This window comes from Janthinobacterium sp. AD80, assembly GCF_002878455.1.
In the GTDB taxonomy this organism is placed as follows: Bacteria; Pseudomonadota; Gammaproteobacteria; order Burkholderiales; family Burkholderiaceae_D; genus Janthinobacterium.
In genome coordinates this window covers 1-19,456 of sequence record NZ_NRDQ01000110.1, presented here as the reverse complement: position 1 = coordinate 19,456, position 19,456 = coordinate 1, and the positions used below count along the sequence as shown (strand labels likewise).

16 protein-coding genes and 1 pseudogene are annotated in these 19,456 nt (G+C 62.7%); 8 read left to right on the top strand and 9 right to left on the bottom strand.

Annotated features, from left to right (window positions below):
• Positions 1-100 precede the first annotated feature (100 nt).
• Genes JaAD80_RS19730 through JaAD80_RS19720 form a run of 3 tightly spaced genes read right to left on the bottom strand, consistent with a single transcriptional unit; the run spans position 101 to position 2,075 of the window.
• Positions 101-1,081 carry a diguanylate cyclase domain-containing protein gene (locus tag JaAD80_RS19730; protein WP_374755259.1) on the bottom strand — a complete coding sequence of 327 codons (981 nt, stop codon included), beginning with the start codon at positions 1,079-1,081 and terminating at the stop codon, positions 101-103.
• The gene (locus JaAD80_RS19725) at positions 1,078-1,704 is read right to left on the bottom strand and encodes a chemotaxis protein CheC (protein ID WP_102296537.1); all 627 of its coding nucleotides are present in this window, start codon (positions 1,702-1,704) and stop codon (positions 1,078-1,080) included. Before JaAD80_RS19725 ends, JaAD80_RS19730 begins: the two co-directional genes overlap by 4 nt.
• Before the next feature lie 2 nt (positions 1,705-1,706).
• The gene (locus JaAD80_RS19720) at positions 1,707-2,075 is read right to left on the bottom strand and encodes a response regulator (RefSeq protein WP_102296535.1); all 369 of its coding nucleotides are present in this window, start codon (positions 2,073-2,075) and stop codon (positions 1,707-1,709) included.
• Between the two features lie 206 nt (positions 2,076-2,281).
• Here JaAD80_RS19720 and rpiA point away from each other — a divergent pair, with 206 nt between their 5' ends.
• Positions 2,282-2,959, top strand: coding sequence for a ribose-5-phosphate isomerase RpiA (rpiA, locus tag JaAD80_RS19715; protein ID WP_102296534.1), 678 nt, complete (start codon positions 2,282-2,284; stop codon positions 2,957-2,959).
• Positions 2,960-2,995: 36 nt separating this feature from the next.
• Here the strand turns inward: rpiA and JaAD80_RS19710 are convergent, their stop codons facing one another.
• Both JaAD80_RS19710 and JaAD80_RS19705 read right to left on the bottom strand, forming a co-directional pair.
• Positions 2,996-3,520 carry a DUF6622 family protein gene (locus JaAD80_RS19710; protein ID WP_102296532.1) on the bottom strand — a complete coding sequence of 175 codons (525 nt, stop codon included), beginning with the start codon at positions 3,518-3,520 and terminating at the stop codon, positions 2,996-2,998.
• 274 nt (positions 3,521-3,794) lie between these two features.
• Positions 3,795-4,067, bottom strand: a complete 273-nt coding sequence (locus JaAD80_RS19705) for an oxidative damage protection protein (protein WP_034750797.1) — start codon at positions 4,065-4,067, stop codon at positions 3,795-3,797.
• Positions 4,068-4,287: 220 nt separating this feature from the next.
• Between JaAD80_RS19705 and kdsA the strand changes: the two genes are divergently transcribed.
• Positions 4,288-5,133: a 3-deoxy-8-phosphooctulonate synthase gene (gene kdsA / locus JaAD80_RS19700; RefSeq protein WP_034750794.1), complete on the top strand. Its 846-nt coding sequence runs from the start codon at positions 4,288-4,290 to the stop codon at positions 5,131-5,133.
• A gap of 44 nt (positions 5,134-5,177) precedes the next feature.
• Here the strand turns inward: kdsA and argA are convergent, their stop codons facing one another.
• Positions 5,178-6,488 (bottom strand): amino-acid N-acetyltransferase, encoded by a 1,311-nt coding sequence (gene argA / locus JaAD80_RS19695; RefSeq protein WP_046685875.1) that lies wholly within the window; start codon positions 6,486-6,488, stop codon positions 5,178-5,180.
• 56 nt (positions 6,489-6,544) lie between these two features.
• On the opposite strand from argA, the gene hrpA reads away from it, so the two are divergent.
• On the top strand, positions 6,545-10,867 hold the full coding sequence (hrpA, locus tag JaAD80_RS19690) for an ATP-dependent RNA helicase HrpA (RefSeq protein WP_102296530.1): 4,323 nt from the start codon (positions 6,545-6,547) through the stop codon (positions 10,865-10,867).
• Positions 10,868-11,098: 231 nt separating this feature from the next.
• Here the strand turns inward: hrpA and JaAD80_RS19685 are convergent, their stop codons facing one another.
• Positions 11,099-11,722 carry a PRC-barrel domain-containing protein gene (locus JaAD80_RS19685; RefSeq protein ID WP_102296529.1) on the bottom strand — a complete coding sequence of 208 codons (624 nt, stop codon included), beginning with the start codon at positions 11,720-11,722 and terminating at the stop codon, positions 11,099-11,101.
• Positions 11,723-11,961: 239 nt separating this feature from the next.
• On the opposite strand from JaAD80_RS19685, the gene JaAD80_RS19680 reads away from it, so the two are divergent.
• The gene (locus JaAD80_RS19680; RefSeq protein WP_102296527.1) at positions 11,962-13,200 is read left to right on the top strand and encodes a PHB depolymerase family esterase; all 1,239 of its coding nucleotides are present in this window, start codon (positions 11,962-11,964) and stop codon (positions 13,198-13,200) included.
• Positions 13,201-13,207: 7 nt separating this feature from the next.
• Here JaAD80_RS19680 and JaAD80_RS30410 read toward each other — a convergent pair whose 3' ends face one another.
• Positions 13,208-13,438 carry a hypothetical protein gene (locus JaAD80_RS30410; protein ID WP_146012441.1) on the bottom strand — a complete coding sequence of 77 codons (231 nt, stop codon included), beginning with the start codon at positions 13,436-13,438 and terminating at the stop codon, positions 13,208-13,210.
• A gap of 106 nt (positions 13,439-13,544) precedes the next feature.
• Between JaAD80_RS30410 and JaAD80_RS19675 the strand changes: the two genes are divergently transcribed.
• Together JaAD80_RS19675 and JaAD80_RS19670 are read left to right on the top strand one after the other, a co-directional pair.
• Positions 13,545-14,759, top strand: a complete 1,215-nt coding sequence (locus JaAD80_RS19675) for an MFS transporter (protein ID WP_102296526.1) — start codon at positions 13,545-13,547, stop codon at positions 14,757-14,759.
• An 83-nt stretch (positions 14,760-14,842) separates the two neighbouring features.
• The gene (locus tag JaAD80_RS19670; RefSeq protein WP_102296525.1) at positions 14,843-16,882 is read left to right on the top strand and encodes a GNAT family N-acetyltransferase; all 2,040 of its coding nucleotides are present in this window, start codon (positions 14,843-14,845) and stop codon (positions 16,880-16,882) included.
• Between the two features lie 64 nt (positions 16,883-16,946).
• Here the strand turns inward: JaAD80_RS19670 and JaAD80_RS19665 are convergent, their stop codons facing one another.
• Positions 16,947-18,212, bottom strand: a complete 1,266-nt coding sequence (locus tag JaAD80_RS19665; RefSeq protein WP_102296549.1) for a putative Na+/H+ antiporter — start codon at positions 18,210-18,212, stop codon at positions 16,947-16,949.
• 206 nt (positions 18,213-18,418) lie between these two features.
• Here JaAD80_RS19665 and imuA point away from each other — a divergent pair, with 206 nt between their 5' ends.
• Both imuA and JaAD80_RS19655 read left to right on the top strand, forming a co-directional pair.
• Positions 18,419-19,129, top strand: a complete 711-nt coding sequence (gene imuA, locus JaAD80_RS19660) for a translesion DNA synthesis-associated protein ImuA (protein ID WP_102296524.1) — start codon at positions 18,419-18,421, stop codon at positions 19,127-19,129.
• Positions 19,059-19,456: pseudogene (locus tag JaAD80_RS19655) on the top strand (DNA polymerase Y family protein); the annotation flags it as partial. The gene imuA and the pseudogene JaAD80_RS19655, both read left to right, overlap by 71 nt.

Here is a 19,456-nt window from a genome sequence, read left to right as displayed (position 1 = left end):
TACCACAGACAAATTCTTGTTGTTTTTGCTGCAATCAGCTACGAGTCTACGCACCCGCCGTAAAGATGTCTACAGGAATTAATCGTGGTGCGTTGCTTTCCTAGCACGCCTGTCCTGACACGCGGTTGCGTCCCGCGCGCTTGGCCAGATAGAGGGCGCGGTCGGCGGCGCCGATGAGGGCGGAAATGGCCAGCGGCTGGTGCGGATGCTGGGTGGCGATGCCGATGCTGACCGTGATGTGCTTGGCTTCATTGCCCGTCTTCGCATGGGGGATGCGCAAATCGGCCGCGCGCTGGCGGATCGCTTCGGCCATGCCCAGCGCCTGCGACGCATCCGTGTCGGGCAGGATGGCGGCGAATTCCTCGCCGCCGTAGCGCGCCAGCAAGTCGGTGGGGCGCTGCAGCATGGCGGCCAGCTCGGCTGCCACGCGTATCAGGCAGTCGTCGCCCTGCTGGTGGCCGTAATGGTCGTTGTAATCCTTGAAATGGTCGATATCGATCATCAGCAGCGACAGCGGGTTGCCCGTGCGCATGGCGCGCCGCATTTCCTTCTCGATGGCGACGTCGAAGTGGCGGCGGTTGGCGATGCCCGTCAAGCCGTCGGAAAAGGTTTGCGAGCGCAAGACCATGGTTTGTTCGCGCAGCAGTTTCTCGCGCCCCACGGCGATGGTGACGTCATTGATCTGGATCAGGCAATGGCGCGGCGAAGCGGGCAGATTGATGGGGGTGACGGCGATCGCCTGCTGCATGCGTTCCTGGCCTTCCTCGCCGCCGGCGGCGGCACCATGCGTGTACAGCGCAAACGGCGCCTTGTGCAGGGTTTGCGACAGCAGCGACTGGAAATTGTCGCGCAGGGCCTGGGTGATGGCCGACGCGATGCGCTTGTGGCGCAGCTCAGGGAAGATGGCGAAAAAGTCCTGGCCCAGCACGCTTTCAGCGGTCCGGGCGGAGTGGCGCGCCATCCAGTGGTTCCACAGCACGATGCGGTGTGCTTCATCGAGCACGATGGCGCCCAGGTTGACGGCACCGATGATGCTTTCGAGCAGGGCGAGTCGGTGCAAGGCATCGGGCATGATCGTCACGCCTGGCCCAGGACCTTGGCCAGGTAGTGGCTGACTTGCTGCTTCAGGTCGTGCAAGGCGGACAGGTCGAGCACGAACGCCACATAGCCATGGATCTGGTGCTTCGACAGCACGAAGTCGATGTGCAGCATCAGCACGACGGCGTCGTCGTCGTGGCCGCCGAACGAGGACAGGATTTCCGCGCTGGTGCCCACGTGGTACAGGGGCAGCGAGCCATGCAGTTCGCTGTCGAACAGGTTGGCCAGCGTCCCCACGCAGGAATTGAGGATGATGTTGCCGATCTCGCTCATCGCTTCCTGTTCCATCTCCGTCAGTTCCTGCAGCGGCATGGCGTCGCCCACCATCAGGCGCACGATTTCCAGGCTTTTGTCTTCGGGGAACATCAGGATGGCTTCGGTGGCGAAAGCGCCATCGTAGTGCTGGCTGACGCCGCAGATGCGTTCGCCATCTTTTTTGCTGCCCAGCAATGCCGCCGCGTCGGCGCGGTTCAGGAACGTGATGGAGGGCACCGACATGGTGACTTCTTCATTGACGATTTCGCTCATCGCCGCCGCCGCGTGGCCCACGCCGATGTTGAATATCTCTACCAGGGCATCGTTTTCCAGTTCGGAGAGATTGACCATGCTCACAGCCCCAGTGACTCGATCAGCTGGTGAATGCGGGTTTCCGTGATCGGTTTTTCCATGAAGCCAACTTGTAGTTCGCTGGCGCGGTTGCGGATGGCATTTTGCACATTGGCCGTGACGAGCACGATATGCGTTTGCGGGCACAGCGCGCGCAATTGCTCCGCCGCCGCCACGCCGCCCATGCCGGGCATGTTGACATCTAGTAATATCAGCACAGGGGTCATGGTCTTGACTTTTTCCAGGGCTTCTTCACCCGTCGCCGCCTCGATGACTTGCCAGTCGGCATGTTTGCTGAGGATGAACTGATGCGACATCAAACGTGAAACCCGGCTGTCATCGACAACAAGTACCTGTTTACTGTGAGTCATGTGTTATTCCTGAAACGTCATATCTGTCAATCGTGCCATTTTCGCATATTTTAAAGGGCATAGAGAGTAATTGGCTGGCGAATTGCTCTAGGGCAAAATATTCGCAAGCCGCTGTTGTCTCAAATGCCGCGGCCTGTCAGCATGGGCGGCTGGCCGCTACGGCAATCCGTTAAAATAGCGGCATTCCTCACTTTAGCCTGAATGCCATGACCCAAGACGAATTGAAGCAAGCCGTAGCCCGTGCCGCCATCAACTATGTGGTGAAAGGTGAAATTATCGGCGTCGGTACCGGTTCCACCGCCAATTTCTTTATCGATGAACTGGCCAAGATCAAGGACAGCATCAAGGGCACCGTGGCCTCGTCGGAAGCGACGGCCGCCCGCCTGGCAGGCCATGGCATCCCCGTGTTCGACTTGAACGACGTCGAATCGATCGCCGTCTACATCGATGGCGCCGATGAAATCACGGCCAGCGGCGCCATGATCAAGGGTGGCGGCGCGGCATTGACGCGTGAAAAGATCGTGGCTTCGGTCGCGAAACAGTTCGTCTGCATCGCCGACGGTTCCAAGCTGGTGGACACTCTGGGCGCCTTCCCGTTGCCGGTGGAAGTCATCCCGATGGCGCGCGCCGCCGTTTCGCGCCAGCTGGCCGCGCTGGGCGGCACGCCCCGCCTGCGCCTGAAGGCGGGTACTAGCGAAGCGTTCATCACGGATAACGGCGGCGAGATCATCGACGTGCTGGGCTTGCAGATCGCCGACCCGGTGGCGCTGGAACAGCAGATCAACCAGATCGTCGGCGTCATCGCCGTGGGCCTGTTCGCCGTGCGCGGCGCCAACGTTTGCCTGCTGGGCATGCCGGAAGGCGTGCGCACCCTGGCGTACTAAGGGGATAGCCGGCGTTTGCCGGCATTTGCACTTGTCTTACACGGCGGCCCCTTGCGGGCCGCTTGTCATGTGCGCCTGGCGGTACACGGCCATGGTGCGCAGCAAGCCACCGAGGAAGAGGCCGCTGAAGCAGCCATAGGCGAGACAGACAGGCACGATGAAGCCGGGCGCATGGGCAGTCGCTGGAGCGACGGCCAGGGCCACGGCCACCGCATATTTCATGCAGAAGATGCTCATCATTAATATCAACGGCAGCCAGCTGCCGGGAAGCTGCACGCTGCCCCGCTCGGGACAGGCCGTCAGCTTGCGCGCATCGGTCAGCGACCATGCCAGCGCCGCGCCCGCCAATGCGCCAGTCGCCCAGGCGAACGGCGCCATGCCGTCGAAACCGAAACTGCCATGCACGCCGCTCAGCGACAGGACGAGCATGACGAGGGGAATGATGCACAGCTTGCGCAAGGTCACTTCGCGCGCGCGGCTGGCCAGTACGCCACGGTAGACAAGAAAGCCCAGGATGGCCCAGACATACAGGGGAGTGTGGCTGAAGATGTGCTGCAACATGGTGTCCGCCTTGGAAAGTCGTTGTCGATGGACGTACTGTGCCTGCCGGCGGCATGGGCAGCCAGCGATGTGCGACGAAACGGGGTGGGATGGCCGTGAAACGGCGTCAGGCGGCGTGAAGCAGGGAGGGGATAGAGGTGGCGATGAGCTAAAAAGAATTCACCGCATCGGCACCTTTGCAACCGTGGCGAACAAGCTCAATATCGGGCCGAGTAGCGGAGCTGTACATTCGGTACAGCGAGCAACGGAGGCCCGAGAGTGAGCTGCGCCGTGCTTACTCGGTTGGCGGCACGTAACCCATGGCCGCATCGGCGCCATCGCCGAAGAAATGCTTTTCCATCTGGGTGGCCAGGTATTTGCGGGCGCGCGCGTCGGCCAGGTTCAAACGGTTTTCGTTGACCAGCATGGTCTGGTGCTTGAGCCAGGCAGCCCAGGCTTCTTTCGACACCGATTCGTAAATCTTCTTGCCCAGTTCGCCCGGGTACGGCGGGAAGTCCAGTCCTTCGGCTTCCTTGTTGAGTTTGATGCAGTGGATCGTGCGGGCCATCTGTGCTCCTGAATCAGTGTAGAGATAAAGCGTGATTATAAGGCACTTTGCGCGTCCCTTCGCGGGGCCGTCGCGGCCGGGCCACGCGCCGTTTGCCACGCCCTTGCGCTGGATCAAATTTGATCTGCGCCGCCCTAGCTAGTAAGATGCTTTATCGCGCCCGCCGCTGGCGGCGCCTCTTCGAACCCAGTAGTAGTAATTAACCAATATGGAATCCCCTATGACCTCAGTGAAAGTCCATGGCATCGATGTCAGCAACACAGGCAGCTTCGCGCTGTTTGGCGGCATCAACGTGCTCGAGTCGCGCGATCTCGCCATGCGCGCCTGCGAAGAATATGTGCGCGTTACGCAAAAACTGGGGATTCCATATGTGTTCAAGGCCAGCTTTGACAAGGCCAACCGCTCGTCCATCCATTCCTACCGCGGCCCGGGCCTGGAAGAGGGCATGCGCATCTTCCAGGATGTGAAAGCGGCGTTCGGCGTGCCCGTGATTACCGACGTGCATGAACCATGGCAGGCGCAGCAGGTGGCCGAAGTGGTGGACGTGCTGCAATTGCCCGCTTTTCTGGCGCGCCAGACGGACCTCGTCGTGGCCCTGGCGAAAACCGGTAAAGTCATCAACATCAAGAAGCCGCAATTCCTCAGCCCTGGCCAGATGGCCAATATCGTCGAGAAATTCAAGGAAGCGGGCAACGATCAACTGATCCTGTGCGACCGCGGCACTTGCCTTGGCTACGACAACCTGGTGGTCGACATGCTGGGCTTTGGCGTCATGAAAAAAACGTGCGACGACTTGCCGATCATCTTCGACGTCACGCACGCGCTGCAGCAGCGCGACCCCGGTGGCGCCGCCTCGGGTGGCCGCCGCCAGCAAGTGGCGGACCTGGCGCGCGCCGGCCTGGCCGTCGGCATTGCCGGCCTGTTCCTGGAAGCCCATCCTGACCCCGACAATGCCCGCTGCGACGGCCCCAGCGCCCTGCCGCTGGACCAGCTGGAACCGTTCCTGGCGCAATTGAAGGCGCTCGACGACCTGGTCAAGTCGTTTGCCCCATTGAATATCAAATAACGATCTGAATGTAAAAAAGCCCGGCATGCCGGGCTTTTTCAGTTTTACAGTGTCTTGATCAGCACTTGGGATTTACGTTGCCAGTTATACATATGCTGGCGGTCCTTCGGCAAATCATCGACCGTGGCCGGCACGAAGCCGCGTTTCTTGAACCAGTGCGAGGTGCGCGTGGTCAGCACGAACAGTTTGTTCAGGCCGGCGGCGCGCGCGCGGTTTTCCATGTGTTTCAAGATACGCTCGCCGTCGCCCTGGGCCTGCACTTCAGGGTTGACCGTCAAACATGCCATTTCTGCCATCTTTTGCGCGGGGAACGGGTACAGCGCGGCGCAGCCGAAGATCACGCCATCATGCTCGATGACAGAGAAATAATCGATCTCGCGCTCGATCAGCTCACGGCCCCGCTTGACCAAGGTACCGTCCGCTTCCAGCGGTTCGATCAGCTTGATGATGCCGCCCACGTCTTCGATGGTGGCCTGGCGCAGGCTTTCCAGGTTTTCATGGCTGATCATGGTGCCCACGCCATCATGGGTGAACAATTCCAGCAGCGCCGAGCCATCCATCGAGAAGGGCACGATGTGCGAGCGCTCGACGCCGTTGTGGCATGCCTTGACGCAATGTTTCAGGTAAAACGCCGTGGCGTCGGGCAGGAAGCCCGCCATCAGCACGGCTTCGGCCTGGTGCGACGACAGTTCGCGGATTTCCACGCCTGTCGCGTCTTCCATCATTGGCGTTTCGGTAATGAAAATCAGTTTATCCGCGTGCAGGGCGATGGCGGCGCTGCACGCCACGTCTTCCATGGTCAGGTTGAACGCTTCGCCCGTCGGCGAGAAGCCCAGCGGCGACAGCAGTACCAGGCCGTCCGAACCGAGGATGGAATGGATGGTTTCAGCATCGACCTTGCGCGTGATGCCCGTCAGTTCCAGGTCCACGCCATCGATCACGCCCAGCGGACGCGCCGTGATGAAGTTGCCGGAAATGATACGGATGGCCGCATGCGACATGGGCGTGTTCGGCAAGCCCTGGCTGAAGGCGGCCTCGATGTCGAGGCGCAGCTCGCCGGCAGCTTCCTTCGCGCATTCCAGTGCGGCAATGTCGGTGATGCGCACGCCATTGTGGAAACGGCCTTCGACGTTACGCAGGGCCAGTTGTTCGGCCACTTGCGGGCGCGAGCCGTAGACGACGGTCACATTGATATCGAGCGCATGCAGCAGGGAAAGATCATGGGCCAGCACCTGCAGCGCCCCGGCGCTGACGAGTTCACCGGGGAAGGCGACCACGAAGGTCTTGCCGCGAAAGGCGTGGATGTAGGGCGCGACGGAGCGCAGCCATTGGACGAATTGGGTAGGGTTTTCCATTAAGCGCATTATAATTCGCTGCGCGATGTGCGCGCTTAAAATACCTGTAAAAAACAATGTCTTCAGCCAGCAATAAGTCTTCCCCTCCTTCCAACGTTGCGAATGTGCCCGTTTCCGCGCCCGTTTCTGCGCCCGATGCCGCCTCCGTTCCCGTCTCCACGCCCGCGCCTGCGCCGGGGCGCCAGCGTCCGCCCGTGAGCCAGCAACGGCCGGCGGCACCGCGCGGGGAGCAGCCGAAAGAGCAGCAGCGGCAGCAACAGCAGCAGAGGGCGGGGGCGCGCGGTGAGCGCAATGAGCGCCAAGCTCCATCCCAGCCACGTCCGCCGCGCGAAGGACAGGCGCCACGCAATGCGGCGGCTGGCCGCGAGAGTACGGAGGCCCGCGAGGCTCGTGATACGGCGCGCGCCGCGCGCGAGGCGGAAAAGGCTTTCCGCAATCCGCTGCCGCCAATTACGTATCCGGAAGACTTGCCCGTTTCGGGCCGGCGCGCCGAAATCGCCAAGGCCCTGACGGAAAACCAGGTCATCATCGTTTCCGGCGAGACGGGTTCCGGCAAGACGACGCAGCTGCCGAAGATTTGCCTGGAGCTGGGACGCGGACAGAAGGGCCTGATCGGCCACACGCAGCCACGCCGCATCGCCGCCTCGTCGACGGCCAAGCGCATCGCGCAGGAACTCGGTACGCCGCTGGGCGAGACGGTCGGCTTTAAAGTCCGCTTTGCCGACACCCTGACGAAGGGCGCGTCCGTCAAGCTGATGACGGACGGTATCTTGCTGGCCGAGACGCAGACCGATCCGTTGTTGAAAAACTACGACACCATCATCATCGATGAAGCGCACGAACGCAGCCTGAACATCGATTTCCTGCTTGGCTATCTGAAGCAGCTGCTGCCGCGCCGGCCCGACCTGAAAATCATCATCACCTCGGCCACCATCGATGCGGAACGCTTCGCGCGGCATTTCGGCACGCCGGAAAAACCGGCACCCGTGATCGAAGTGTCGGGCCGTCTGTACCAGGTGGAAGTGCGCTACCGCCCCGTCGAGCGCGAGCAGGTGGCCATGCCGGGTGCGGGCGCGAACGCCGACAAGCCGGGGCAAAGGACCGCCGCCGCGCGTGAAAAGCGCGACCTGATGGATGCCGTCGTCGATGGCGTGGAAGAACTGTGCCGCATCGGTTCGGGCGACGTGCTGGTGTTCCTGCCGGGCGAGCGGGAAATTCGCGACTGCGCCGAAGCGCTGCGCAAGCACCACCCGCCGCACGTGGAAATCTTGCCCCTGTTCGCCCGTTTGTCGGCCGAGGAGCAGGAGCGCGTGTTCAAGACCAGCAATGCGCGCCGTATCGTGCTGGCCACCAACGTGGCGGAAACCTCGCTGACCGTGCCCGGCATCCGCTACGTGGTTGACGCGGGCCTGGCGCGCGTGAAGCGCTACAGCTACCGCAATAAAGTCGAGCAGCTGCAAGTCGAGCCGATCGCCCAGTCGGCCGCCAACCAGCGCGCCGGCCGTTGCGGCCGCGTCGCCGACGGCGTGTGCATCCGTTTGTACGAAGAGCAGGATTACCTGCTGCGCCCGAAATTCACGGAACCGGAAATCCTGCGCTCCTCGCTGGCGGCCGTCATCCTGCGCATGAAGTCCTTGCACCTGACGGACGTGGAAACCTTCCCCTTCATCGAGCCGCCGCTGGCGCGCGCGATCGCCGATGGTTATCAGTTGCTGCAGGAACTGGGTGCCGTCGATGACGTCAACAAACTCACGCCGCTGGGCAACAAGCTGGCCAAGCTGCCGCTGGACCCGCGCGTGGGCCGCATGATCCTCGCCGCGCTCGATAATGCGTGTTTGACGGAAGTGCTGATCGTCGCCTCGGCCCTGTCCGTGCAAGACCCGCGCGACCGCCCGATGGAACACCAGCAGGCGGCCGACGAGGCGCACAAGAAGTTTGCCGATGAGAAGTCGGAGTTCCTCAGCTACCTGAAAATCTGGCGCTGGTTCGAGTCCGCCATCGAGCACAAGAAAACCAACCGCCAGTTGCAGGACAATTGCCGCACGAATTTCCTCTCGCAGATGCGCTTGCGTGAATGGCGCGACGTGCATTCGCAGCTGCTGACCATCGTCAAGGAGCAGGGCTGGCGCCTGAACGAAGCGCCGGCCACCTACGACAACCTGCACATGGCCTTGCTGACCGGCTTGCTGGGCAATATCGGCTTCAAGGGCGAGGACGAGCCGGGCGCCGGTTATCTGGGTGCGCGCGGCATCAAGTTCCACATCTGGCCCGGTTCCTCGCTGCTGAAAAAGCCGGGCAAGTGGATCATGGCGGCCGAACTGGTCGACACGACGCGGCTGTATGCGCGCTGCGTGGCGCAGATCCAGCCCGAGTGGCTGGAAAAAGTCGGCGAGCATTTGCTGAAGAAATCCTGGGGCGAGCCGCGCTGGGAAAAACGCTCGGCGCAAGTGACAGCGTCCGAACGGGCGACCTTGTATGGCCTGGTGGTGTACAGCCAGCGGCGCATCAACTACGGCAATTTCAATCTGCCGGAAGCGCGCGAGATCTTCATCCGCGACGCGCTGGTGGGCGGCGACTTCGACACGCGCGCGCCCTTCTTTGCGCACAACCATAAATTGATCAAGGACATCGAAAACCTCGAGCATAAATCGCGCCGGCTGGACGTGCTGGTCGACGATGAGCTGATCGCCGCCTTTTACGACAAGCTGCTGCCGGCCGACGTATGCAATGGCGCCGGCTTCGAAAAATGGCACAAGGAGGCCACGCGCGAGAACCCCAAGCTGCTGTACCTGAACCGCGACGAGCTGATGCGCCACGAAGCGGCTGGCGTGACGACGGACCTGTTCCCGAAAACCATGTCGGTGACCGGGCTGGAAATGGGTTTGACGTATCATTTCGAGCCGGGCAGCGTGCGCGATGGCGTGACCTTGAGCGTGCCGCTGTATGCCTTGAACCAGTTGCCGCGCGAGCGCTGCGAATGGCTGGTGCCGGGCATGCTGAAGGAGAAAGTGCATCTGCTGCTCAAGTCCTTGCCGCAAAAGCTGCGCCGCCACTGCGTGCCGCTGCCCGATTACGCCGCCAAATTCTGCGAGCGCGTGCATGCGGCGGGCGTGTTTGGCCGCGGCGACCTGATCGACGCCATCATCCTGGACATCCGCACGCAGATCACGATCAACGTGCTGACGACGGACTTCAAGCCGGAAACTCTGCCTGCCCATCACTTCATGAATTTCAAGGTGATTGACGAGCATGGCCGCCAGCTGGACATGGGCCGTAACCTGGCCATCCTGCAGGCGGAATTCGGCGGCCAGGCGCGCCAGAGTTTCCAGAAGCTGGCCGAAGTGTCGGGTGTCTCCGGCACGGGCACGCCCGGTGCCAAGGTGGCGGGCGCGCAAGTGGCGTCGCGGCTGCAGGCGCAGGCGCAGGGTGTCACTGCCAACGTCAACGCTGCCGCAGGCAAGGGCGGCGCGCCGGCCAAGGGCGCAGCCACTGCGGCCGCACCGGCGTCAGGCAACGCCTCCGTCTCGCAGCACATGGGCTTGACGGCTTGGACCTTCGGCGAATTGCCGGAATTGCTGGAGATCGTGCAGGGCAAGCTGACCCTGATCGGCTTCCCGGCGCTGGTCGACAAGGGCACGCATTGCGATCTGGAAGTGTTTGACGATCCGACCGTGGCAGCCCGCACGCACAGGATCGGCTTGCGCCGTCTGTTCGCGCTGCAAATGAAGGAGCAGATCAAGTACGTCGAGAAAAGCATTCCGGGTTTGCAGCAGATGGGCATGCAATTCATGGCCCTGGGGTCACAGGAAGAGTTGCGCGAGCAAATTATCAACAAGGCGCTCGATATCGCCTGCCTGCAAGATCCGCTGCCGCTGGACGCCGCCTCGTTCGCCAAGCGCCAGGCGGAGGGCAAGTCGCGTCTGGTCTTGCTGGTGAATGAAATCGCCCGTTTGCTGTCGCAAGTGCTGACGGAATTCCACGGCTTGCCCAAGCGCCTGCAGAATATTCCCGCAGCGGCGGCCGCCGATATCCAGTCGCAGCTGCAGGGCCTCGTGCATAAACGCTTCCTGACGGAAAACGAGTACACGCAACTGGCGCATTTCCCCCGCTATCTGAAGGCGATCAATGTGCGCCTGGAAAAGCTGCGCGCCGACCCGGCCCGCGACACCAAGCTGATGGCCGAATGGCAATCGGCGGCCGCGCCGTATCTGCGCCAGGCCAAGGACCGCCAGGCCGGCAAGAACACGGACCCGAAACTGGTCGATTTCCGCTGGATGCTGGAAGAGCTGCGCGTATCGCTGTTTGCGCAGGAATTGCGCACGCCGATGCCGGTGTCGGCCAAGCGCCTGCAGAAGGTGTGGGAATCCATGCAGCGATGACAGCAACGCTGCTGGCAGCTTGCTGCGCTTAAGTAGGTCGGATTAGCGGGGCGTAGCCACGCGTAATCCGACAATATCGTTGGCGGGGGTGGCGTGGGTGGCGTTGGCGTTGGTGGCTTCGTTGGCGTTGGTGGTGATGTCGGATTACGCGGCTGCGCCGCTAATCCGACCTACGCCGACCTACGCCGACTTACGCTGTCCTGCTTCGTGCGGCCTTCGTCTGCCGCTCCCTCATGTGCGCTTGTTCAGGTCGTCGTCATCGCTGAGCGAGGAGCGTGAGCCGAGGTCGCCCAGGTCGCCGCCCTGGCTGCTGCCCATGCCGGCGCGGCTGCCGCTCATGGTGGTGCCCGACATGCTGCCTTCGCTGCCCGATTGCAGGCTGGCGCCGCCGCGCAGGTCGCTGCCGGACTGGGCGCGGCTGCCTCCCATGCCCGCGCCACCGCCCATGCCGTAGCGCGAGGTGGTGCCGTAGAACTGGTTCATTTGCTCATTCCAGGCCTCGCTGGCCATGTCGGGCCAGTTATCCTTGTCAAAGCCGGGGGCGTTCTTCAGTTGCTCCTTGTCGACGTCGAGCAGGAAGCGCTTGTTGATGGTATCGAGGGTCAAGCGTTCCCAGGGTACGGCAAACAGTTTTTCTCCCATGCCCAGCACGCCGCCAAACGACAGCACGGCATAGGCGATCTGGCCCGAGCGCATGTCGAGCATGATTTCCTTGATGTCGCCCAGTTCCTCGTCGCTGTGATTGTAGACATCGTCGCCGATCAGGGTGTCGGCTCCCATCAATTCCGGCCCCGGGCCATCGTTGTCCCTGTTGTTGCGGTACATGCCCAAGATGTCGCGGTCCAGATAGCTCATGGTGGTTTCTCCTGTAAAAGTGGTGCGGATCGAGTTCACAGATTAAGCATGTGCCCGAGGCCGTGTTTGATCTGCCTCAATGGTGCCAGCGGCACTTTTATAAGCGTGCAAACGTACGGTGCCGCAAGCCAATTGCGGTACTCTATGCGTTCACCGGAGGAGCCGCACATGCTGATCACGCGACGATGCACAGGAATGAACTGGCGGTATGCTCCACAACCCAGCGTGGACGCTGGCCCATGGTAAAGCCCGCGACCACGTGGCTGCGCGGGCTGTTACGTGCTGGAAAGGCGCAGCAGCGCACGGCCACCAAGCTGGCCAAGGTGCTGTTCGGTCCCATGCCCGCCAAGGCCAAGCCGGCAGCCAAGGCCAAGCCGGCATCCAAGTCCAAGCCCCGCAGCAAGGCCGTCAGCGCTGTCAAGGCCAGCGCCAAGCCGCGTGCCAGGCCAGCCAGCGAGGTGGTGACGCGCTCCGCGGTACCGGCCCTGGCACCCTTTGCCACGCCCCTGTCGCCGTCCCGCGTGCGCAAGAAGGCGGCGCCGGCGCCCGGGAAATGGCTGGCGGCCCACTATGCGCCCCTGCCGGAGCTGGGGCAGTTGCCGGGCCGGCGCCTGCCGTATTTCCTGTATCTGCCCGACAAGCCGCCCAACGTGGCCATGCGCAGCCGTGGCCGCCCGCTGCTGGTGATGCTGCATGGCTGTGAGCAGAGCGCCACGCAGTTTGCCGAGGGCACGCGCATGAACCGCCTGGCCGAGCGCAAGGGTTATGCGGTGCTGTATCCGCAGCAGTCGCTGCGCTCGCACGCGCGCCGCTGCTGGAAGTGGTACGACAAGCCGACCCAGGAGGGCGGCGGCGATGCGCGCCTGATCGTCGGCGCCATCGAGCAGGTGGCGGCCCGCCACGCGATCGACCGCGCGCGCATCTATATCTGCGGCATTTCCGCTGGCGCCGGCATGGCGCATATCGTGGCGCTGAACCATCCCCACCTGTTCGCCGCGCTGGGTCTGCATTCCGGCCCCGTGTTCGGCGCCGGGCATAATTTGATCGGCGCGCTACACGTGATGCAGCACGGCGCCAGCGGCCGCATGGACGCGGCCATCGATGAAGTCCTGGCGCGCCAGCCCGCGTTTCCCCGCCTGCCGACGATGCTGCTGCAAGGGCAGGATGACAAGGTGGTACGGCCCGTCAATCAAACGCAGCTGGTACGCCAGAGCGTGCGCGTGAACCGTCTGCCGTTTGATACCGTGGTGACGGTGCGGCGGCTGCCGGCCAGTGCGGCAGGCGGGCGTAATCCCGCGCATGCGTATGCCCTGCATGACTACCAGGTCGGCAAACAGCTGCTGCTGCGCGTGGCGCAGATCGAGCGCCTGGAACACGCCTGGAGTGGCGGCGACGCCAGCCTGCCCTTCAATGACAAGGCCAAGCCCGACGCCAGCAAGCTGCTGCTTGATTTCTTCGCCGGCCAGCGCCGCCGCTAAGCCACCGCTAAACCTCCGGTAAGCCGGCGCTGCGTGCCGGCGTGGCCGGCATTGGTACGCACGTTTCCTTTCCTGCTGGCAGCACCAGCCCTGCCGCAGCGCTTTCGCGCACGCGCGGTATTTGGCCGCGTTCCCCTTTTTTCGCTTGTTTTTGGTATGCGTCCACATCGTGCATTTTTGCAGAAGTGGTATTGCTGCGGTATTTGAAAACAATTAAAAAAGGCGTAAAAAATGGCAAGTGGTATACAATTGGTATATGTTTTCAGTGCCAGAGAGTGCTTGTCCTGCCATGCGCCGGCAGGCGGCCGGCACTGGCGGCAGCCACCCACGTCACGGAACGCGCCATGTCCATCAAGTCGAAGCAACTGCTGTGGTTTTTTGCCTTTTTTCTCGTCTTCGAGCTGAATATCTATTTATCGAATGACATGATCATGCCGGCGATGCTGAGTATCGTCGACGAGTTCCAGGCGGACAAAAAATTCATTCCCCTGTCCCTCAGCCTGTACTTGCTGGGCGGCAGCTCCCTGCAGATTTTCCTCGGGCCGCTGGCCGAGCATGTCGGCAAGCGCAAGCTCGTCCTGGCGGGCAATACCTTGTTCCTGCTGGCTACCCTGGCCGTGCCATTGACCGCGTCGATCGAACAATTCCTGCTGGCGCGTTTCGTGCAGGGCATGGGCTGCTGCTTCGTGTTTGTCGGCTATGCCATGATCCACGAGCTGTTCGACGACATGGCGGCCGTCAAGCTGAGCAGCATCCTCTCCAGCACCACCATCCTGGCGCCCCTGGCCGGCCCCATCCTTGGCAGCGCCATCATCAGCCAGCTGGACTGGCGCTATGTATTTGTCCTCTCGGGCTTGCTGGCGCTGCTGTCATTGCTGGGCCTGTTCAACAGCATGCCGCGCACCCCGCCGGCCGTGGCGCGGCTGGACCTGGCCGCCATCGTGCGCAGCTATGCGGCCATTTTCAGCAATGGGCGCTTCATGTTCGGCATGTTTACGGCCGGGCTGGCCACCGTGCCCCTGACGGCCTGGATCGGCTTTTCCCCCATCTTCGTGCTGCAGGAAATGCGCGCGTCGTATGCCACCTATATCGCCCTGCAATGCGTGATCCTGTCGGGCTTTGTACTCAGCAGCATCGCCATCCAGCGCCTGCGCCAGGATTTCCCTTTGGTCTATTTGCTGCGCCTGGGCGGGCTGATCGCGGCGGCCGGCATGCTGGGCGCGGGCGTGTTCCGCCATCACGTCGACGTGTTTGCCGCCTGCATGTTCATTTATTCCCTCGGTTTCGGCCTGTTCAATGGCGCCCTGATCCGCAGCGCCATTACCGCCAGCAAGGAGGCGATGACCTTGACGACGGCCGCCATGAGCTTGCTGTACTGCATTTATCTGTCGGCCTGGCTGCAGCTGTACAACGTGCTGTGCCAGCGTTTCGGCTATGCGCTGGAAACGTATGCGCTGCTGAACATGCCGGTGATTCTGATCATCGTTGCCTGCCTGCTGCTGTTTACGCGCGGCATGGCGGGACGTGGGGAAAGCGAGGTGCGGCTGGCCCGGCATTGATGGCGCAACGATGCGCGTGTTGTTGACGTGGAATTCCCTCATACGAAGTTTACCTACACTCTCCTGTGGAAGATGGTGCGTTCATGAAAATAGATGACCTGGCCTCAAAACATGATCAAGTAACGATTTTTAACCTGGAATATGAGTTTCGCATAAACAAGCTCAAACTCGATTTCATCAAGCTGGCCGATGCCCGCCACGGCGATCCCGGCTCCGGCCGTATGGCGCTGGCCGAAGAGCACGAGGCTGGCATCGCCGCCCTGCGCGCCTTCATCGCCGCCAACTTTACGCATTTCAATGCGGCCAGCTGTTCTTCTCTGAGCGCCATCCCCACGCGCGCGCTGGGCGACGACGAGCGCTATTTGCACCGTATCTGGATGGGCGGCCCGCTGCCGGCCATCGCTGCCGAAGCGATTCAGCAGTGGGGCGCGGCGCTTGACGAGGTGCGCGATCACGGCGGAGCGCCGTATGTTTCCATCCTGTGGGTGTGGGATGCGGCCCAGCTGCGCAGCGATCCGCGCTTCAGCCCGACGGGCGGCGCGGGACGCTACACGATAGGCCGCTATGCGATCGGCGGCACGACCCTGCACATCAACTCGCTGCGCGCGCTGGCGCTGGATTTTGCGCCGCAGCGCTTCGGCATCCTCGACACCCTGCATGCACAGCGCTATTTCGCCACCCTGTCCGATTATTTCCGCATCCTCATCGTGTGCGAGTACGGCGGCATCTATATGGATGTCGATACGATTCCGCATAACCCGGCGACGATTTTCCTCATGAAGCCGGAAGTGCCCGATTATTTCCAGCAGCCGCAGGAGGGCGATGGCGCAGGCCGGCAGCATGTCAGCTGGATGAATCTGTTTCTCGATGAAACGGGCATGCTGGTCGCCCGCAAAAATGATGGCGCGCTGCGCTTGATCCAGCGCAATGTGAACCGCGCCTATGCGGGCATCGCCGGCGAGGTGCCCCGTTCCTGCCCGCAATTCGAGGCGCGCCTGTTCGGCCAGTTCTATGCCGAGTGGAAACAGCACCTGGGACGCACCATGCTCAGCCATGCCGAGTTCTACCAGCGCTATTGCGTGCTGTACGACGGTACCCGGGAAGCGGTGGTGGGCGGCATCCGCGGCATGCGCCTGCTCGACGATATCATCACCGAGGTGCACCTGCCCCTCAGCGTGGAAGAGCGGCGCGCGTATGTACGCTGCATTGCCACCTTGGACGATATCGACTGGCAACTGGACGACCCTTTGAACCTGGTCAATATCGTCGACGTGTTCGATATCGAGGAAGTGCCGCGCATGGCTTACGCGGCCCAGCTGCGCTCGGACATCGAACATTTCCATTATTACTCGGTGCTGTCGGACGACCCTCAGCTGGACAGGGTCAACAGCATCTTTTGCCGCTACCTGCTGGCGCACCGCTCGCGGCATATTGCCGATGGCGCCTTCTGGCGCCCCACCGTGGGCCGCCATGCCCGCCGCCTGCCGGCCGCCAGCGCTGCCGTGCCCGAGGAAGAGGGCCAGGCGGACCTGCTGTCGCATGCGCCGCTCAGGCTGGTGCCCGGCAGCCTGCTGGACGAGGAGGCAAAGAACCGCATGGCCAAGCTGCTGTTCGCCACCAGCTATCTTGAATACTGCTCCTTCGGCAATAAACTCAATCTGCAATTCGTGGAATTGCAGCGGCGGCAGAATATCGAGCCGTATCTGGCGCATATCCATGGCTTGCACGACGAGGACGGGCGCTTCATCGGCTTCTTCACGGCCGCCACCATGGACGAGTTCCAGGCTTGCGGCGCCGTCTCCTATTACCGCGATGACATGAAGGCGCTCGACAAGGCGTATGACCAGTTCGTGCTGCAGCACGCGCGTGCCGGCGACTGCTTCGTCAGCAGCCTGGCCATCGATGACAAGTACCGGGGGCAGGGCTTGTTCAAGCAGATGTTCAATGAAATCCGCGACCTGGCCAGCCGCAAGGGCTGTGGGCGCATCAGTCTGACGGTGTGGGAAAAGAGCGAAGCCTTGCAGGTGTATCTGCACAAGGGCTTTCGCAGCGTCGGCACCTTCGACTATGCCTACAGCCTGTTCTATGACCGCCTGCATTTCCTCGTCCATGACGGGAACTGAGGAGGGTAACTGAGGAAGGAAAACGAGGGAGCAGGGGCGGCCGCGGCCGCCCCGCCGATGCGGTTTACAGGGCCAGGAAGGCCAGGCCCGCCACGGCGGTGGGCAGCAGGGCGCCCGCCAGCAGGCCGATGGCGCCGATCGATTCATCCTTGAAGCCGCGGCGCAGCAGGGCCACGCCGGCCGGATTCGGCGCATTGGCGATGACGGTCAGGCCGCCACCGGCCACGGCGCCAGCCATCAGCATGTATTTCGCTTCGTCCGTCATGCCGACGATCAGCGAGCCCAGGTAAGTCAGCGCCGCATTGTCGGTGATGGCCGTCAGGCCCAGGGCGCCGAAGAACAGGGCCAGCGGCTTCAGGCTGGAGACGATGGGTTGTAACCACCATTGCTGCATGCCGCCCAGCACCACCAGGCCGCCCAGGAAGAAGCCGACCAGCAAGCCTTCCTTCAGGATCAGCGGGCTTTGATAGCGCTCGTAGGCCTGAACGAAACCGAGGAAGAACAGGAACAGGCCGATGAACAGCACGGGGTGGTGCGCCAGTGTCACCACGCCGGCCAGCACGATCATGTGCACGAGGCTGACGGCCAGCGGCACTTTCGGCGCTTCGACTTCACCGGCCTTTGGCTTGATGTCGGAGGTATTGCTGTGCAGATATTTGCGCAGCAATATGCTCACGCCCGTGGCGTTGACCAGCACGGCGATGGCGGCCTTCCAGCCGAAGTGGCTGGCCATGTAGGCGCTGTCCCAGTTCCAGGTGGTGGCTACCATCAGCACGGGCGGCGCCGCATACGAGGTCAGGGTGCCGCCGATGGAAACGTTGACGAACAGCACGCCCAGGGCGCCGTATTTCAGCCATTCAGGAATGCCCGGGCGGAAGATTTGCGGCGCCAGCATCAGCGCGGCCAGGGTCATGGCGGCCGGTTCCGTGATCAATGAGCCCGTCAGGGGCACGAGTGCCAGGCCCAGCCAGACGAGCGCCAGTTCCGTGCGCAGCGGCATCACGCGCGCCACGCCTTTGAGCAGGCGCTGCACGGCGTCGAGCACGGGGCGCGAGGCGGCCACCACCATGACGACAAAGACGAACAGCGGTTCCGTGTACTGGCGCGACTCGGCATACTCGATAGCCGCATCGCCGCCCGAGACGAAGGCCATGATGATGATCAAAATGAAAGCCCAGAAGCCGAACACGACTTCCACTTCGCCCAGCAAATGCAGCAGGCCCGCATGGCGTGGGTGGCGCCGCGACAATGTTTCAAAAGACTTGGCGGCGAAGGTGTGGATGAGCGCAAGGCCGAAGACGATGGCGCTGATGATTTGGATGGTGGTCAAATGCGTTTCCTTATGGACGGAGAAAGCCGCCCGGTACATTGCCGAGCGGTAAGGAGAGTGCTTATGGTACAGCAATCGATGCCGGAAACGGGGTTTTTCGGACATGCCGCAACGGCCCCCGGGCAGATGATATACAGATAAGCCTTGCCAAAAGCAGGTCTGGATAGTACTGTATATGCATACAGTATTCATCTCTCTATTCAATCATGCAACATTCCCAATTGATGGCGTCGCCGGAAGCCTTGCACCCGTCTTTATGGCGCGCATCGCAGCTGGGGCAGGGCGCCACGCGCTGCCTGGACACGGGCTTTGCCACGCTGTCGGCACAGTTGCCTGGCGGCGGCTGGCCCAGTGGCAGCCTGATCGATTTACTGGTGCAGCAGCCGGGCAGCGGCGAATTGCGCCTGCTGGCGCCCGCGCTGGCACAATTGACGGGACAGTCCATCGTGCTGTTGCAGCCGCCCCATCCGCCGCAGGCGCTGGCCCTGGCCGCGCAAGGGCTGGCGCCGTCGCAACTGCTGTGGCTTAAAAGCGCCAGCAGCAAGGATGCCTTGTGGGCGGCGGAAAATATTTTGCGCAGCGGCAGTTGCGGCGCCTTGCTGTTCTGGCAATCGCAAGTGCGCGCCGACAGCCTGCGCCGCCTGCACCTGGCGGCACAAGGCGGCAATACCCTGTTCTGCATGCTGCGTCCCTTGCACGGCGCGCAGGATGCCTCGCCGGCGCCTTTGCGCCTGTCCGTGCGCCCGGCCGCCGGCGGCATCGAGATCGGCTTCATCAAGCGCCGGGGACCGCAGCGCGATGCGCCGTTGTTCCTGCCCCTGCAACCTCCTTCTTTACTGCGACGCCATGCGACTCTGGATCGGCCTGTGCCTGCCCCGGCTCCCGCTCGAAGTGTTTTGCCCGCGCTGGTCGGCTGACCAGCTGGGCGTGGTACTGGAGCAGGAGCAAGTGATGGCCCTGTCGCCGCTGGCGCGGGAAGCCGGCATCAAGCCGGGCATGCGGCGTGCCGGCGCCCTGATGCTGGCGCCGCAGGCGCGCCTGCACGAACGCTCGCCCGAACTGGAAGCGCAAGCGCTGCAGGCGGTGGCGCTGGCGCTGCTGCAATATTCACCGCTGGTGGCGCAGGGCGAGGAAGCGACGCTGCTGGTGGACGCGGGTGCCAGCCTGCGCCTGTTCGGTGGCGTGCGCGCCTTGTGCCGCAGCATCGCGGCCAGCTTGCGTGCGCTCGGCTACACGGGCGCGTT

Coding starts and splice junctions, on each gene's coding strand:
- JaAD80_RS19725 (WP_102296537.1), bottom strand. CDS start 1,704: ATGGTCAATCTCTCCGAACTGGAAAACGATGCCCTGGTAGAGATATTC.
- JaAD80_RS19720 (WP_102296535.1), bottom strand. CDS start 2,075: ATGACTCACAGTAAACAGGTACTTGTTGTCGATGACAGCCGGGTTTCA.
- rpiA (WP_102296534.1), top strand. CDS start 2,282: ATGACCCAAGACGAATTGAAGCAAGCCGTAGCCCGTGCCGCCATCAAC.
- JaAD80_RS19710 (WP_102296532.1), bottom strand. CDS start 3,520: ATGTTGCAGCACATCTTCAGCCACACTCCCCTGTATGTCTGGGCCATC.
- JaAD80_RS19705 (WP_034750797.1), bottom strand. CDS start 4,067: ATGGCCCGCACGATCCACTGCATCAAACTCAACAAGGAAGCCGAAGGA.
- kdsA (WP_034750794.1), top strand. CDS start 4,288: ATGACCTCAGTGAAAGTCCATGGCATCGATGTCAGCAACACAGGCAGC.
- argA (WP_046685875.1), bottom strand. CDS start 6,488: ATGGAAAACCCTACCCAATTCGTCCAATGGCTGCGCTCCGTCGCGCCC.
- hrpA (WP_102296530.1), top strand. CDS start 6,545: ATGTCTTCAGCCAGCAATAAGTCTTCCCCTCCTTCCAACGTTGCGAAT.
- JaAD80_RS19685 (WP_102296529.1), bottom strand. CDS start 11,722: ATGAGCTATCTGGACCGCGACATCTTGGGCATGTACCGCAACAACAGG.
- JaAD80_RS19680 (WP_102296527.1), top strand. CDS start 11,962: ATGGTAAAGCCCGCGACCACGTGGCTGCGCGGGCTGTTACGTGCTGGA.
- JaAD80_RS19675 (WP_102296526.1), top strand. CDS start 13,545: ATGTCCATCAAGTCGAAGCAACTGCTGTGGTTTTTTGCCTTTTTTCTC.
- JaAD80_RS19670 (WP_102296525.1), top strand. CDS start 14,843: ATGAAAATAGATGACCTGGCCTCAAAACATGATCAAGTAACGATTTTT.
- imuA (WP_102296524.1), top strand. CDS start 18,419: ATGCAACATTCCCAATTGATGGCGTCGCCGGAAGCCTTGCACCCGTCT.